8 protein-coding genes are annotated in these 16533 nt (G+C 70.9%); 1 reads left to right on the top strand and 7 read right to left on the bottom strand.

Annotation, left to right across the window (positions count from 1 at the left end; all coding sequences use genetic code 11):
* A partial coding sequence (locus tag VHA73_14770) for a hypothetical protein (GenBank protein HVX19290.1) occupies positions 1-544 on the top strand: 544 nt, incomplete at its 5' end.
* A 375-nt stretch (positions 545-919) separates the two neighbouring features.
* Here the strand turns inward: VHA73_14770 and VHA73_14765 are convergent.
* The 7 genes from VHA73_14765 to VHA73_14735 form a co-directional block, all read right to left on the bottom strand.
* Complete coding sequence (locus tag VHA73_14765) at positions 920-4051, bottom strand: DUF4214 domain-containing protein (protein HVX19289.1); 3132 nt, start codon at positions 4049-4051, stop codon at positions 920-922.
* Positions 4048-5334 carry a hypothetical protein gene (locus VHA73_14760; protein HVX19288.1) on the bottom strand — a complete coding sequence of 429 codons (1287 nt, stop codon included), beginning with the start codon at positions 5332-5334 and terminating at the stop codon, positions 4048-4050. Before VHA73_14760 ends, VHA73_14765 begins: the two co-directional genes overlap by 4 nt.
* An 8-nt stretch (positions 5335-5342) precedes the next feature.
* On the bottom strand, positions 5343-5747 hold the full coding sequence (locus tag VHA73_14755) for a hypothetical protein (protein HVX19287.1): 405 nt from the start codon (positions 5745-5747) through the stop codon (positions 5343-5345).
* Positions 5748-5792: 45 nt separating this feature from the next.
* On the bottom strand, positions 5793-6890 hold the full coding sequence (locus VHA73_14750) for a hypothetical protein (protein HVX19286.1): 1098 nt from the start codon (positions 6888-6890) through the stop codon (positions 5793-5795).
* 209 nt (positions 6891-7099) lie between these two features.
* Complete coding sequence (locus VHA73_14745; GenBank protein HVX19285.1) at positions 7100-14086, bottom strand: hypothetical protein; 6987 nt, start codon at positions 14084-14086, stop codon at positions 7100-7102.
* 408 nt (positions 14087-14494) lie between these two features.
* A complete protein-coding gene (locus tag VHA73_14740) occupies positions 14495-15391 on the bottom strand; it encodes a metal-dependent hydrolase (GenBank protein ID HVX19284.1) in 897 nt (298 codons plus the stop codon).
* Positions 15388-16476: an alpha/beta fold hydrolase gene (locus tag VHA73_14735; protein HVX19283.1), complete on the bottom strand. Its 1089-nt coding sequence runs from the start codon at positions 16474-16476 to the stop codon at positions 15388-15390. Before VHA73_14735 ends, VHA73_14740 begins: the two co-directional genes overlap by 4 nt.
* Between the last annotated feature and the right edge of the window lie 57 nt (positions 16477-16533).

Raw genomic sequence — 16533 nt, 5'->3', positions numbered from 1 at the left:
GTGGAGGTGGTCCAGCGCGCACAGCAGGGGGATGCGAAGCGTGCCCGACCCAGGCCGTGCCGTTCGCGCGACCGCCGGTGCGACCGCGGCGCTGGTGGCGTTGGTGGCGTTGGTGGCGACCACCACGTTCGCCGCCACGTGGCGCCTTGCGCCGTCGGGCGCGGCGGGAGCCCGCTTCACCCGGGTGGTGTCGGTCGCCGGACCGGTCGCCGCGACGGGCAAACCGACCGCGGTGCCGTCGATGACCGCGCAGGCCTGCGCCGTGACGGTCATCCCGCTCGGCCTCGTCCCCAAAGTGACGGTCACGTGGTCCGCGGCGACGTTCACCGGGCTCAGCGGCTACGCCATCCGGCGGGGCACCTCCACCATCGCGACGCTCTCTACGGCGGACCACTCCTACGTCGACAACGGGGCGGCGCTGAACACCACGTACACCTATGAGGTGCGGGCGCTCATGGGCACGGCGCAGAAGTGGTACGCCGGTCGATCGGTCACCGTCACCGTGCCGCTCCTGCTCGGCTGCAACACCGCCAGCTCACCTTGACCGGGCCCTCCCGACCGGGTCCACCCTGACCAGACGGTCCTGACCGGGCCCACCCTTGACTGGCCTCATCCCGACCGAGCTCATCCCGACCGAGCCCATCCCGACCGAGCCCATCCCGACCGAGCTCATCTCGGACCAAGTTCGTCCCGACCCGGTCCAGCTGATCCTGCCCGCCCTGTCCGGGGCGGCGCGCGGGATGGAGTCGGAAGGGAGCCGGCGCGACGAGGAGCGGCCGAGAAGTACGCCGGCCCGGGGGTGGCGGATACCCCCGGGCCAGCTATCCGACAGGTCGCCGCCCGCTGCGTCCTGCCGGAGTAACGAGGAGGACCGGCCCGCCGCCCGTTGCGGGCCGGCCCTCTTCGATCTGATGCGCCGCTACGAGAACGTCCGCGATTGCGAGTTGAGGTAGTACTCGGTGCTCGCGGCGAGCGACGCGGCGAGCACGAGGTCGCCCTGCGCGATCACCTTCGGACCCCAGAACGGGAGGGCGCCTGCCTCCGGCGCCCGGTTGAGCAGCGGCCGGTACGTCGGGCACGGCGGTTCGGGGGCGCCGTTGCCGCACCGCACCTCGTAGAGGTTGGTGACCCGGTCGTAGCTCGACTCCGTCGACTGGAAGATCTGGAAGGCCACCCAGCTCCGGCCCTTGACGCCGCCGCCGTGGGCCGCGACCTGGTTGATCCAGAAGGCCTTGCCCGCCGAGTCCGACGCGCGGTGCAAGAGCTTGAGGTACAAGTCCTCCACCCAGTTCGGCAGCCCGTCCTCGGAGTCCGGGTCCCCGAAGTTGGCGTAGTACTCCCGGGAGCCGTACAAGTTGCCCGCCACCTGGGCGACGGTGAACGTGCCGTTGCGGATCCACGCCACCCATTGCGTCACGCTGCCGGCGTCGCCGGTCCGGCCCAAGATGTCGAGGTAGAACTGGTTGACCACGTTGGTGACCCACGCGGTCGAGCTCGACAAGCCCGACAAGAAGGTGGTGCGGCCCGCCATGCCCGGCCCCGACGTGAGCACCCCGCTCCCGGTCTGCGCGGCGTTGGGCGCCACGCCGAGGAAGTCGTGGTACGCGGCGTTCACGAAGTTAGCGAGCCCGAGCGCGCTGCCGGTGGTCACGCCGGTCACCGCCCGCACCCGGCTGTTACCGCTGTCGGCGATCAACAGCGAGCCTTGGTTTGGCGTGGCACCCGTGCCGGTGTCGGGTGCGAAAGCCAGCCCGATCGGCGCGGCCATCTTGGCGCTGGTCGCCGCGTGGCCGTCACCGTCGAAGCCCGCGGTGGTCACGCCGGCCATCGTCTCGATGGTGCCGTTGGGGTTCACACGCCGCACGCGGTTGCGGGCGGAGTCGGCCACGAACACCTCGCCGAGCGGGTCGACCGCCACCCCGCCGAGGGCGGTGAGGTTGGCCGAGGTGGCTGCCACGCCTTCCGCCGTCGAGGTCCCGCCGCCGGCGACCGTCGTGATCTTGCCGCTCGGGTCCACCTTGCGGATGCGGCTGTTGCTGGTGTCCGACGCGGTGGTGGCGATGTACGTGTTGCCCATCGGGTCGACGGCGAGCCCGACCGGCAGGCCGAGCGCGGCCTGCGTGGCCGGGCCACCATCGCCGAGCAGGTTGCCGCCGCTACCGGCGAAGGTCGTGAGCTGCGCGTTTTGCCCACCGGGGTTCGTCACCCGGAACACCCGCACCGCGAACGAGTCGGCGATGAGCAGGCTCTGGTCGGGCAACACCGCCACGCCGAACGGCTGGGCGAGAGGGATCGACGTCGGGTTGCCCGCGCCGCTCTTGTAGCCGAACGTGCCATCGCCCGCGACGGTGGTGATCGCGTGGGTGGCGTGGTCGACCATGCGGACGCGGTTGTTGTACGTGTCGGCGATGAAGATGTCGCCGGCCGCGTTCACTGCCACGCCGCCGGGGAAGTTCAGCGTGGCGGACGTGGCCGGGCCGCCGTCGCCCAAGTCGCTACCCGGGCCGGAGTCGACTTTGGTCTTCGACCCCGTGCCGGCCACCGTCGTGATAACGCCGGAGGTGGGGTCGATCTTGCGGACGGCCTGGTTGAACGTGTCGGCCACGTAGTAGTCGCCCTGCGAGTCGAGGGCGACACCTTGGGGGCCGGCAAGCTGCGCGTCGGTGGCCGGGCCGTTGTCGCCCGCGAGCGAGGCCGAGCCGTTGCCGGCGTAGGCGCTGACCGTGCCGTCCTTCTCGCCCTGGCCGGCCGTGGTCGTGATCTTGCGCACCGTGTTGCCGGTGCTCGACACGAACAGCAGCTGGTCGGGCGCAGGCGCCACGACGTCCACCGGCTTGTTGGTGCGCGCCGCGCTGGCCGGCCCACCATTGCCGGTCGAGCCCGCGGTGTTCGAACCGAGGACGGTCGACACGTTGGTGGCATCGCCATCAGGGTTGGTCGGTTGCGACTGCGCGTCGGGGATCGACGGCACCGGCAGCGGGATCGCCCGGAGACGATTGTTCTGGGTGTCCGCCACGATCACGGACTGGGTCAGCACGTTGACGACGTGCGACGGTGGGGGATCCGACGGCGGGTCGGTCTGCGGGTCGTTGACGGTCACCTGCACGGTGGTCGTGCGCACCGCGATGCCACTCGGCTGGAAGAACTTGGCCCCTGCGGTCAACGGGCCGTCGGCAAACCCCGCAAGGGGCGGCGTCCCGCTGATACCCGCGAACCAGCTGAGGGTGCCGGTGGCCCCCGGCGTCACCTTGTAGATGCGGTTGCCGACCGAGTCGGCGATGTAGCCGTTGCCGGCGGCGTCGAACGCGATGGCCGACGGGGTGGCCAAGTTGGCCGCCGTGGCGGGAGTCGTGGTCGTCGAGGCGTACCCGAAGTTCCCGGAGCCGGCGTACACGCTGAAGTTGCCCGACGTGGTGCTGATCCGGAACACGCGGCGATTGACGAAGTCCGTGACGTACACCAAGCCGTTGTCGTACGCGAGCCCGGCCGGCGAAAGGAGCCGCAGCGAGGTCGCCGGACCGCTGGTCACCGAGGTGCCGCCACCGGCGAACGTGGTGATCTTGTTGCCGTCGGGCGTGATCTCGCGGACCACGTGGTTGCCGGCGTCGCTCACGTACACGTTGCCGCCGCTGTCGACCGCGAGCCCCGACGGGGTGTTCAGACTGGCCGAGATCGCCGGTCCTCCGTCACCCGAATAGCCCTGCTTGCCATTGCCGGCAAACGTCGAGATGGTGCCGTTGTCGACCTTGCGGACGCGATGCACGTTGGCTTCGGCGATGTAGCACGGGTTGCCGCCCGACGCGCACGCCACGGTGCTCGGCCCGTTGAGCGCCGCTTCGACGGCCGGACCGATCGACGCGCCGTTGCCGATGCCGGCGATCGTGTTGATGTCGCCCTGCGCCGGCGGGTCGGCCAGCGCGGCCGACGCGACACCGGTGCCGCCGAGCGGCAACAGCGCCGCGAGCAGCATCAGCAACGGGGCCAGCAGCACCAGGCCGGCGCGGCGGGTCGAGGTGCGGGCGGTCAGGATGCGCCGTCCGGTCGTGCTCATCGGGGGATCTCCATGTGGTCTTCGTCGTCCGTTCGTTCGTCGTGTTCGCCGCGGTGGAACGAGCCGTCCGCCGCCGCACTCGTGTCCGCTTCGGGCTCTTCGTCCACGTCGGTGGCGTCGGCCGCGGACAAGTCGACGTACGGCGCCAGCGCCGACGCGAGCGCGATCACTTCTTCAGCCGAGCTCGCCTGGTGGAACAGCTCAGCCACCTCGATCGGCGGCCCCTCGACGGGTGCCGCCCGCAGCCGGGTCGGGACACCCACGAGGTATGCGTCGGACTTGGCGCCGTCGCCCGTCACCGCCGCCACCACGCAGCCTGGTTCGGCGCCGGCGGCGGCGAGCACACCTTCGTTGCGCAGCCGCACCGTCGAACGGCCGTCGAGCGACCGGACGTCTTGGTGACCCTTCTCGGGGATCACCCACACGTCGACGCGGGCCGACGCGATCAGGTCGAGCAGGCGCTGCTCCACGGCTGTGGCGTGGTCGCCCCACACGTCGCGATAGTGCGCGGCCAGGCCACCGGGCACGACAGCCAACGTGGCGGTCAACGGATGGACGAGCGCCTGCTCGAACGCCGGCGACTCGAGCTGCTCCTCGAGGTCAACGTCCCCGGCGTGCAAGCCGGTGAGGGCGGCCGCCACGTTCAGCACCAAGCCCCGCTGCGCGGCCCGGAACAGGAACGATCGCAGCTTCCACCACAACAGGTGCAGCTCCATGCCGTCTTTGCCGCAGCACCGCTTCTGGTGGCGGCCGGAGCCGCATTGGCACGGCGATGCGACTCCGTGGCGACCGTCTCGCCACGCCGAAGCGAGCGTCCAGTGCTGCACGTCGGCATCGTCGGCCGGCACGCCGAGTCGCGCGAGGTGCTCGAGCGCGTCGTCGTAGTCGTCGCGCAGCGCGGCGTGCCACGCCGCGTCCCAGCGGGCGGGGGCGCAGTCGGGGTCGGCCTCGAGGGCTTCGCGCACCAGCGCGTCGGCCCGGTCGACGTCGCCCGCTGCTTCGGCCTGGCGCGACTCGATCAACCGCGCCGCGGCGATGCCCGAAGGCCGGTCGGCCGTCTCCGCCAGCCACGCGCTGAACGTGGCCACCTGGTCCGCGTCGTGGCCGTGGACCACCAGGTCGTCAGCCAGCAAGTCGACCCCGCCGGCGTGGTCGAGCGCGTCGCCCAGCCGGTCCGCGGCGTGACCGTGGGATCCGCCCTGGAACGCCGAGTACGCGTCACCGAGCGCCACCCATGCCGACTCGGCACGAGCCGCGTCCCGGGCATCGCCGCGCAAGGTCATCTCGGGCACTAGAACGCCTCGGACGGGAGCACGTAGCAAGTCACGGAGCCGACCGATTCCTCGTTCAACTTGACCCGCACCTCGTGGGTGCCCCACGTGCCGACCTCGAGGTCGGCGAGCGAGATGACGAACGGGACGTGCTGCTGTTCCTGGTAGAAGACGCCCTCGTCGCCCACCTTGAACGTGGCGCTGACGGCGGCCACCTCGGTGCCCGTGCGGTCGACCACTTGTACCGCCAGGTCGTGGGCAGCGCCCGCTTCCTCGGCGGTCATGTCGACCACCATCGCCAGATGCAGGCCGAGGCGCGCCGGGACACCCGAGCGGTACACGCGCGACACCCCGCCGGACACCACGAACAGCAGGCCCTCGCGGATCTGGGCGAAGTCACAAAGCAACAACGATGAGACGTTCACGGACTTCCTCTCATGGCCGGTCCCCTCGCTCCGCGAGGAAGGGCCTCAACTACATCCCTGCATCCACGCAGCGCAGGAGGGTGGCGCCACGGTGGCCGGCGGGGCGGTGGTCGGCGTCGGCTTCGGGGCCGACGTGGGTGCGGGAGCGGGCCTCGGCGCGGCAGTGGGCGCCGGAGCCGTCTTGGTGGCTGGAGCCGGGTTGCGGACGACCGGCGTGGCCGAGGCGCGCCCGGCCGAGTTGCCGCCACTCGAGCCGCTGCTGGTGGACTCTGTCACCGGCGTGACCGACGCCGTCGGCGTCCCGCCGGCGGCAGCCAGCGCGGCGTTGGCGTCGGTCGCGGTCGCCGCAGGCGTGTTCGGGGCGGTGGCCTTCTGGTCGGCCTTCGGCGCCGACGCCTGCTTCCCCAGCACCTGGCCCGCCGTGGTCGACGTCTGGCCAGTCGCTGCCTGGTCGCCCGATCCCGCCGAGTTGAGCGAGGGGCGACCCGACCCGGCCATCACCAGCACCCAGATCACGACGGCCGCCACCGCCAGCACGGGACCGGCGACCCTGGCCCGGCGTCGCGTCCGCGACGTCTGCTTCGGGTGACCGGCGTGTGCCGCGGCGCCCTCGACGTCCGGCTCGAAGTCGTACATGACCGGCGGCACGTGCGTGTCGATGTGGCCGATACTGCTGGCGTGGACGGCGCCCACCATGCCGACCGTGCGGGGCGTCACGACCGGATCGTCGTCGTGCAGGTCGACCGGCTCGGGTTCACCGAGGAAGTCACCGTAGGTGCGGTCGTCGCCGCGCCCTGCCGTGACCGCCACGGGCTGGAAGGTCTCGTCGGCCTCGACCGACGGCGTGGTCGGCACCGCGTCGAAGAACGAGGCGTCGAACGTCGGGAGCTGCTCGCCGACCTGCGAACCGGGGCTGGCGGTCTGGCCGCGGGCCCGATCCCAGTCCTCGGGGCCGCCGACGATCTTCACCACCAACTTCGGCGCCGGACGCCGAGGTGGGTCCGCGGCCGGTGGCGTGGCAGGTGGTGCAGCCGCCGCGGTGGACTCAGCAGCCTGCGGCGCTTCGGCCGCCGGACCGGATGGTTGCTCGGTTTCCGACGCGCGGTCGAAGCCGGCAGATTCGTCGGTGTCGTCTAGGCCCACAGTTTTCCGCCCTGCGTGGACACGCCCCTCCGAAACGACCTCGTTGGACGTGTGCCCTTACCGCCCGGTTCGGCTCCCACCCCCTCTGGCGGTCGCCGTGGTCGTCACCCAATCGCTGCGCCCTTGCAGCTGTACCAGTTTGCCATGTGGGTGGCTGAGTTGCCGGTCGGGCCCGGCAACTCAGCCACCTTCCACGGAGTTGCTTCGCCTCAGCCCTCGCTGCGCCGGCGACGCCGCGCCAGCCGCGTGACCGGGATGCCGGCGAGCAAGAGGAGCAGACCCAGCAGGGCCTCCTCGTCGAGCGGGGCGCCGGTGTGCGCCAAGCCCGAGGCCGGGACCGCAGCCGAACCCGTGCTCGCCGCCTGCACCGTCCCCGGCGTGGGGGTCGGCGTCGGCGTCGGCGTGGGAGTCGGCGTGGGGGTCGGGGTCGGGGTCGGCGTCGGCGTCGGCGTGGGAGTCGGGGTCGGCGTCGGCGTCGTACCGGTGCCGCTGCCGATCGTGCCCGTGCCGTCGGACCGGTTGAAGGCCACGCCGTTGATGTTGACGACGGCGGCCACCGGGTCGATGAACGGCGACTGCGTGAGGTTTGCCGCGTTGGTCGACGTGTTGCCGGCCGACGAGTTCCCGCCCACGTTGGCGGTGGCGTTGCCGAAGTTGTTCAGCGTCGAGGTCTGGTTCGGCAGCGCCGGCCCAGTCGAGGTGATGTCGGACACCTGCGCCACGTGGTTGGCGGCGTCGTCGCCGGTTGCCCCTGCCGGACCTGTGGTCACGCCGGCCGTGCCGTGCGACTCGCTCCCGCTCAGGCCGTTCTGGTTGACGACCACGTCGCCCGTCGCCGTCGGTGCGATCACCGTCGGGTTCTGGGTGAGGTTGGCGGTGTTCGTCGACGAGTTGCCGCCGGCGGTGTTCAGGCCGCTGTCAGCCGTCGCCGTACCGGTGTTGTCGATCGTCGAGGTCTGGTCCGAGAGGACCACCGCCGGGTCGATCGACGCCGTCTGGGTCACGTCGTTGCCGGCGTGGTTGCCGGTGGCGTTGGCCGCACCGGCGGCCACCGTGCCGGTACCGTCCGACATGTTGGTGTCGGTGCCGGTGATGTTCGTGGCCACGTCCTGGCTGGCGCCGCTCACCGTCACCGCCGGCGACTGCGTGAGGGTCGCGTCGTTGGTCGACGCGTTCCCGTACGCAGTGTTGCCGCCGCTCTCGGCCGTAGCCGAACCGTCGTTGCCGATCGACGACGTCTGGTCGGCGTCGACCACTGCGGTCGGGTCGCCGGTGACGCTGGCGGTCTGGCCGGCGTGGTTGGTGGCGTCGTTGCCGGTCGCCGATGCTGCGCCGGTGGTGATCGACGCCGTGCCGTTCGACGTGTTGGTCGTCGTGCCGGTGACGTTGGTGCTGACGTCGCCTTCCTCTTGCGGCGAGCCGGAGTTGCTGACCGTGATCGTCGGGCTCTGGTCCGACGACGCCGTGTTGGAGCTCTCGTTGCCGGTGGCGTTGTTGGCGCCGCTGTTGGCCGTGGCGAAACCGGAGTTGTCGATCGACGAGGTCTGGTCGACGTCGGCGACGGCCGGGTCGATGTCGGTGCCCTGGTCGACCGAGCTCTGGGCGTGGTTGCCCGTGGCCGACGCCGAACCCGAAGTGACCGAAGCCGACCCGTCCGACGTGTTGCTGGCCGTGCCGGTCACGTTGGTGGCGGTGTCGCCACCGGTCAGGGTGCCGGCCGGAGTGTTGGTCGCGGTCACGGTGAGGCTCTGGGTCGGGGTCGAGGTGTTGGTGCTCTCGTTCCCGTACGCGTCGTTCCCACCGCTGTCGGCGGATCCGGTGCCGCTGTTGGAGGCGGCGCCGGTCTGGTTGACGTTCACGACCGAACCAGGTGCCTGGTCCTCAGCCGAAGCCCCCTGCGTGATGCCCGAGTTGCTGTCGTTGCCGGTCGCGGCCGCGGCACCCGTGCGGATGGTCGCGCTGCCCTTCGAGGAGTTGGTGGCGTTCAGCGTGGCGTTGGTGGCGGTGTCGCCACCAGCCTCGTCGCCACCGGGGGCGTTCGTCGCGGTGACCGTGGTCGCCTGCGACGGCGAGGCCGAGTTGGTGCTCTCGTTGCCGGTCCCCGTGTTGGTGCCGCTGCTCGCGTAAGCCGTGCCGGAGTTGTCGACTGCGCCGGACTGGTCGGCGTCGACCACACCGCCAGGGGCGGTGCTCGAGACGTCGGCGCCCTGGGTGACCGCCGAGGTGCTCTTGTTGCCGTTGGCGGTGGCCGCGCCGCTGGTGATCGACGCGCTGCCGTCGGAGTCGTTGCTGGCGTTCAGCGTGGCGTTGGTGCCGACGTCGCCGCCACCGAGGTCGCCCGTGCCGGCGTTGACGGCCGAGACCGTCACGTCCTGGCTCGGCACGGCGCCGTTGGCGCTCTCGTTACCCGTGGCCGTGTTGTAGCCGGAGTTGGCGCTGGCGTAGCCGTCGTTGGCGATCGTGCCGGCCTGGTCCGACTGCGCCACCAAGCCGGTCGGGGAGCCCGTCACGTCGGCGCCCTGGGTGACCGCCGAGGTCGAGGCGTTGCCGTTGGCCGTCGCTGCGCCGGAGGTGACCGAGGCGCTCCCGTTCGACTTGTTCGAGGCGTTCAGCGTCGCGTTGGTCGACGTGTCGCCGCCCGCCTCGTCGCCACCGGGTGCGTTGCTGACGTTGACCGTGACGTCCTGGCTCGGCACGACCCGCAGGTCGTTGTTGTCGGAGTCGTTGCCATCGGCCTCGTTGTCGCCCGTGTCGGCGAATGCAGTGCCATCGTTGGTGATGGTGCCGGTCTGGTGCGACTGGGCCACGGCCGGGTCGACCATGGAGCCCTGCGTGATTCCCGAGGTCGACTTGTTGCCGCTGACGTTCGCGGCGCCCGTCGTGATCGTGGCGCTGCCGTTGGAGTCGTTGCTGGCGTTCAGCGTGGCGTTGGTGCCCACGTCGCCGCCGGCCTCGTCGCCGGTCGGTGCGTTGGTGACCGTGGCCGTGACGTCCTGTTCCGGCTCGGCGGTGTTGTCGCTGTCGTTGCCGGTGGCGCCGTTGTAACCCGTGTTGCCGTAGCCGTAGCCGTTGTTGGTGGTGCTGGCGCTCTGGCTGCCCTGCACCACGCCGTTGTCGCCGCTGACGCTCGAGCCCTGGTTGGTGTCCGAGTGGCTGTCGTTGCCACCGACCGTGGCCGCACCGGTGGTGATCGAAACGCTGCCGTTCGACTTGTTCGACGAGGTCGACGTCGCGTTGGTGCCGACGTCGCCGCCCGCCTCGTCACCGCCGGGGGCGTTGGTGACCGTGGCGGTGACGTCCTGCTCCGGGGAGGCGTCGTTGCTGCTGTCGTTGCCGGTGGCACCGTTGTAACCGGTGTTGCCGTAGCCGTAGCCGTAGTTGCCGGTGTCGGCCGTCTGGTCGAGGTTGGCGACGCCCGTGGTGCCGTCGACGCTGGCGTCCTGCGTCGTGCCCGAGGTCGACTTGTTGCCTTGGACCGTGGCCGCGCCGGTCGAGATCGTCGCGCTGCCATCGGAGTCGTTGCTGGCGTTCGACGTGGCGTTGGTGCCCACGTCGCCGCCCGCCTCGTCACCGCCGGGGGCGTTGGTGACCGTGACCGTGACGTCCTGCTCCGGGGAGGCGGTGTTGTCGCTGTTGTTGCCGGTGGCGCCGTTGTAACCCGTGTTGCCGTAGCCGTAGCCGAGGTTGCCGGTGTCGGCCGTCTGGTCGATGTCGGCGACGCCCGGGTCGGCCGAAGCCGACTGCGTGGTCGTCGACGTGGAGTCGGAACCGCCAGCGGTCGCCGCGCCGGTCGTGATCGAGGCGGTGCCGTCCGACTTGTTGCTGGCGCTCAACGTGGCGTTGGTGCCGACGTCGCCGCCCGACTGGTCACCGGTCGGTGCGTTGGTGACGGTGACCGTGACGTCCTGCTCCGGGGAGGCGGTGTTGTCGCTGTTGTTGCCGGTGGCCTCGTTGTAGCCGGTGTTGGCGCCGCCGTAGCCCTGGTTGGTGGTGTCGGCCGTCTGGTCGATGTCGACCACGCCGGCGTCGCCGGTGACGTCAGCGGACTGGGTCGTGGTCGAGGTCGACTTGTTGCCCGCGGCGGTCGCGGCACCGGTCGTGATCGTGGCCGTGCCGTCGGAGTCGTTGCTGGCGTTCAGCGTGGCGTTGGTGCCGACGTCGCCGCCCGACTGGTTGCCACCGGGGGCGTTGGTGACGTCGACCGTGACGTCCTGGCTCGGCGAGGCCTCGTTGTCGCTGTTGTTGCCGGTGGCCTCGTTGTAGCCGGTGTTGGCGCCGGCCTGCCCGGAGTTCGAGGTGCTCGCGGTCTGGTCGATGTCGGCGACGCCCGGGTCGGCCGAGGCCGACTGGGTGGTCGACGAGGTGGAGTTGTTGCCGGCCGCGTTGGCGGCCCCCGTCGTGATCCGGGCCGTGCCGTCCGACGTGTTCGAGGCGTTCAGCGTGGCGTTGGCGGCGACGTCGCCGCCCGCACCGCCGCCCGAGGTGAGCGTGATGTCCTGGTCGGGCGAGGCGTCGCTGTCGCTGTTGTTGCCGGTGGCTTCGTTGTAGCCGGTGTTGGCGGTGGCGTTGCCCTGGTTGCTGGTGTCCGCGGCCTGGTCGATGTCGACCACGCCGGGGTCGCCGGTCACGTCAGCCGACTGCGTCGTGGTCGACGTCGCCTTGTTGCCGGTGGCCGTCGCCGCACCGGTCGTGATCGAGGCGGTGCCGTCAGAGTCGTTGGTGGCCGAGCCGTTGCCCTGCGCGATCACGTCGGCCCCGCCGGTGGCGCTGGCCGTCTGCGACGCCGATGCGTCGTTGTCGCTGTTGTTGCCACCGGCCTCGTTATCGCCGGTGTTGGCGCGCCCGAAGCCGCGGTTGGTGGTGCTGGCGGTCTGATCGACGTCGACGACGCCCGTGCCGTTGTCGACCGAAGCCGACTGGGTGGTCGAGCTGGTCGACATGTTGCCGGTGCCCGTGGCGGCGCCGGTCGTGATCGAGGCCGTGCCGTCGGAGTCGTTGCTGGCCGTGCCGTCGGTCTGGCCGACGACGTCGCCGGTGCCGCCCGTGGCCGTCGAGTCCTGGTCGACGTCGGCATCGTTGTCGCTGAGGTTGCCGCCGGCGCGGTTGCGACCGGTGTTGGCGATGCCCAGACCCCCGTTCCGGGTCGAGGCGTTCTGGTCGACGTTGCTCACGGCCGGGTCGACCGACGCGCTCTGCATCGTGATCGTGCCCGCGTTGTTGCCGACGCTCGTGGCGGAGCCGGCGTGGATCGAGGCGTCGCCGTCGGAGCCGTTCGTGGCCTGGCCGAACGTGGCGGCCACGGTGTCGAGCCCGCTGGCGCCGGTGGTGGCCGACTGGTCGACGTCGGCGTCGTTGTCGCTCAAGTTGCCGCCGGCGCGGTTGCCGCCGGTGTTGGCGATGCCCAGGCCCCGGTTCCGGGTCGAGGCGTTCTGGTCGACGTCGACGACCGAAGTGTCGGGCACCTCGATGTCCGACGACTGCGTCGTGGACGACGTCGACTTGTTGCCGGTGGCCGAAGCCGACCCGGTCGTGATCGAAGCGGAGCCCTTCGAGTCGTTGGTGGCGAGCCCGAAGTCGGAGCCGACGGTGTCGAGCGTGGCGCCACCCGTGTCGGCCGACTGGTCGACGTCGGCGTCGTTGTCGCTCAGGTTGCCGCCGGCGCGGTTGCCACCGGTGTTGGCGATGCCGAAGCCGCGGTTGGTGATGCTGCTGTTCTGGTCGGCGTCGACCACCGCGCTCGCGTCGGCGTTGACCGTCAGGTTCTGCGTGACGTTGGTGGTGGCGTCGTTGCCAGTTGCCGAGGCGTTGCCCGTGTTGATCGAGGCGTCGCCGTCCGAGGTGTTCGCGGCCTTGCCGAAGGTGGCGGCCACGGCATCGCCGTTGCCGGCGCCGCCGGTCGAGGCGCTCTGGTCGACGTCGGCGTCGTTGTCGCTCAAGTTGCCGCCGGCACGGTTGCCACCGGTGTTGGCGACCGCCCGGCCGCGGTTGGTGACGTCGCTGTTCTGGTCGGCGAGGACCGTACCGCCGCCGACGAGGTTCAGGTTCGCGTTCTGCGTGACTTTGGTGGTCGACTTGTTGCCCGTGGCCGTGGCGCCACCGGTCGTGATCGAGGCGGATCCGTCGGAGTCGTTGCTCGCCGTGCCGTCAGCCTTGGCCACCGAGTCGTCGACGGCTGGGGCGCCACCAGGCGTGTTCGACTGCGTGAGCGACGCGCTGTTGTCGCTCAAGTTGCCGCCGGCGCGGTTGCCACCGGTGTTGGCGGTGCCGTAGCCGAGGTTGGTGACGTTGGTGTTCTGGTGGAGGATCATCACGCCGCCGAGCGCGCCACCGGCGGTGCCGTTCGCGGTCTGCGTGACGTTGGTGTTCGAGTTGTTGCCGGTGGCGTTGGCGTCACCGGTCTTGATGGTGGCCGAACCGTTCGAGGCGTTGGTGGCCGACCCGTCGAGGTTGGCGATGGTGGCCGTGCCGCCCGAGGTCTGGTCGAGGGCGTTGTTGTTGTCGCTCAGGTTTCCGCCGGCGCGGTTGCCGCCGGTGTTGGCGTTGGCCGTGCCCTCGTTCACGACGTTGGCGTCCTGGTGGATGATCAGGACGCCGCCGAGCTGACCGACGGCGCTGCCGGTGGCCGTCTGGTTGATGTTGTTGTTGGCGATGTTGCCAGTGGCCGAAGCCGCACCCGTGGTGCTGCTGGCCGACCCGGTCGAGTTGTTCGTGGCCTGGCCGTTGACGTTTGCGACACCGCCCGCGGGCGAAACGGTTGGCGTCTGCGTGCCAGAGGCACTGTTGTTCGAGTTGTTGCCGACCACCGTGTTGTTCCCGGTGTTGGCGTTGGCGTTACCCGTGTTGGTGACCGTCGAGGTCTGGTGCACGATCTGCACCACACCGAGCGTCCCCTGCACCGTGAGGGTCTGGGTCGTGCCGTTGTCGGCCTTGTTGCCGACCGCGTTGGCACCCTGCGTCGTCGACTGGGCCGAGCCCGTCGACTGGTTCCCCTGGCTCCCAGTGCTCTGGGTGGCCGGTGCCGGCGGTGGTGCGGTCTGCGCGCTGGCCGCGGAGGCGCCCGCCACCCCCGCAACCGCGATCACCGCACCACCGGACACCGACAACAGCGCATTGCGGATGGCCCGCCGGGCCAGTGCGCCGTGCTTCTCTTCGCCGTCGGCAGCGTTGACGGTCGTGTCCTGCTCGTGCTTCGCCACGATTTCTTGCCCTCCTGGCCCGTAGACCATCGCCCGCGGAGGCACCCCATCAAACGGCCGCCCTCCGACTTCGTGGATCCGATGATGGCACGGTGAACAACCGGTGCCCAGCCGTCGCGACCCCAGACTTTTCCCAAATGGGACCCTAGGGGTCATCCCTGGGGGCCCCATCCCCACCCCCCGTGCTCATCCCACCCCCGTGAGCGACCACCCCCGCCCGCCGCCGGTCGCCAATCTCTTGCGATTCGTGCAATTTTGGCTGTATAGCAACCACTTCTGCCCGAAGAGCGCTCACCCCCAGGCCATCCGGCGAACTTCGTGCAATTTTGGCCGGATACCAACCACTTCTGCACGAATCGCAGGATCTTGGCGGTGGAGCCGGGTGAGGTGAGGTGAGCTGAGGTGGGCTCAGGGGCGGTGGGCGACGCCGGGGGATGTGGCGAGGTACGCCAAGGCGAGCTCGGTGTGGCCGACCTGGCTCGGGTGGTGATCACGGCGGAGGTAACCCGGGATCGAGTCGACGATCGAGCGGAACATGGGGAGCCGCCCGTCCTCGCCCGCCTCGCGGAACGTGCGCCAGTGAGCACGTTCGGCGGTGTCAGGGTCGAGGCGCATCAACACCTGCGTGGCCGCCATCCACGCCGCCGTCAACCCGACCGCGGCGACGGCCATGCTGAACGCTCGCCGCGCGTACGAGCCGCCGAGATGTTCGAAGATGTCGAACGCCACGGCCCGATGCTCGACCTCCTCTGCCCCGTGCCAGCGCAACAGGTCGACCATCGCCGGATCCGCGCCGACCTCATCGAGGCGAACCGAATCCTCGATCACCCACACGCCGAGCACGGCCGTGAAGTGCTCGATGGCGGCGATCGCACCCAACTCGGCGGTCAACACGCGTCGGCGCAGGCCGGGCGGCAGCTTGCGGATCACCTTGCGCGCCCCGATGCGGATCCGGTCGGCCCGCGCCACCTCGCGCCGCAAGTCGATCCCCTGCCTGGCCAGCATCTCGAGCCCACCATCGTGCGCCTTGGCGTGCGTGGCCTCCTGGCCCACGAACCCGCGGGCATCGGCCCGCAGTTGCGGGTCGGTGATCAGCGGCAGCGCGTCGCGGTACACGTCGCAGAACCACCGCTCTCCCGGGGGGAGGAACAAGTGCAAGACGTTGATCGTGTGGGTCGTCTGCGCGTCGCCGGGCACCCAATGGACGGGCGTCGCGGACAGGTCGAAGCGGGTGGCGCGTGCCCGAATCGGTGGCGCCGCGGCGCCGCTGTCGACGCCGCCCGAGCGAACCGGCGCGGCGCTCACCCAGACACCTCCGACGCCGAACCGCCCGCGCGCCCTCCCGCACCGCCAGACCCCGTGCCAGCAGACCTGGCACCGCCAGACCCGGCACCAGACCTCGTACCGCTGGCCGAACCGCCTGCGCGCCCTCCCGCACCGCCAGACCCCGCACCAGCGGGGGCACCGTCGGCGGGCTCGGCCGCACGGCCTTCGATCTCGTCGACGAACGTGGCGATCAGGTCGGCGACCTCCGCGGGATGGCTGCGCGGCACCCAGTGGCCAGCGTCGATCCGCTGCACCCGGAGATCGGCGGCGACCTGGTCGAGCCCCTCGAGCAACGCAGGCGGGACGTACGGGTCGCGCTCGGCCACGACGAGTTGCACCGGCACGTCGGTGTGCGCCGGCTCGCCGCGACGGAGCTTCTTGGCGATGTTGGCGCGGTACAGGCTCATGCCGGCAGCCAGGTCGTGGCCGAAGCTCGGCGGCGGCCACTGCTCGTCGACGTCCACGCCTTCACGCCGGCGCAGCCCCGCCGCCCACACCTTGCGAGCGCGCTCGAGCCGCCGACCGCCGAGCTCGGCCGCCCACTGCACGCCCGGCGTGTGGAACGCCGCGATGTACGACGACCTGCCTGCCTGCGACACGAGCTGGCGAAGGTCGTGGCGCGAGCGACGCTTGAACCGCAAGCGGGTCCAATCCCGAACGTGATCGAGCGACGGCCCAGAGATCGACGTGTAGCTGGCGAGCCGGCCGTCGAGCTGGCGGTCGACGACGGCCTCCCATCCCTGCAACGAGCCCCAGTCGTGGCCCACCAGGTGCACGGGCCGACCAGGGCTCGCCGCGTCGACGACCGCGTGGAGGTCGGTCATCAACAAGGTGAGCGCGTAGGCGTCGATGTGAGTGGGCGAATCGGATGCGCCGGCGCCGCGCACGTCGTACGTGACCACGTGGAACCGCTCGGCCAGCCGGGCCGCGACGAGATCCCACACCGCGTGCGTGTCGGGATAGCCGTGCAGCAGCACGATCGTGGGCGCACCGACCGGGCCCGATTCCTGCACTGCGAGCGTGACCCCGGCGCCTTGGACCCGCCGCGACTTGGCTTCGGCCATCCCCTGCCCTCCCGTATTTCTACCGCCGGTAACATTACTGACGGTCGGGTGCCCCGT

The sequence above is a fragment of the Acidimicrobiales bacterium genome (genome assembly GCA_035547835.1).
GTDB lineage: Bacteria > Actinomycetota > Acidimicrobiia > Acidimicrobiales > Iamiaceae > DASZTW01.
This window is presented reverse-complemented; position numbering and strand designations above follow the sequence as displayed.

Bases quoted from the DNA above. Each gene is read 5' to 3' on its own strand.
- VHA73_14765 (HVX19289.1), bottom strand. From the start codon at position 4,051: ATGAGCACGACCGGACGGCGCATCCTGACCGCCCGCACCTCGACCCGC.
- VHA73_14760 (HVX19288.1), bottom strand. From the start codon at position 5,334: ATGACCTTGCGCGGCGATGCCCGGGACGCGGCTCGTGCCGAGTCGGCA.
- VHA73_14735 (HVX19283.1), bottom strand. From the start codon at position 16,476: ATGGCCGAAGCCAAGTCGCGGCGGGTCCAAGGCGCCGGGGTCACGCTC.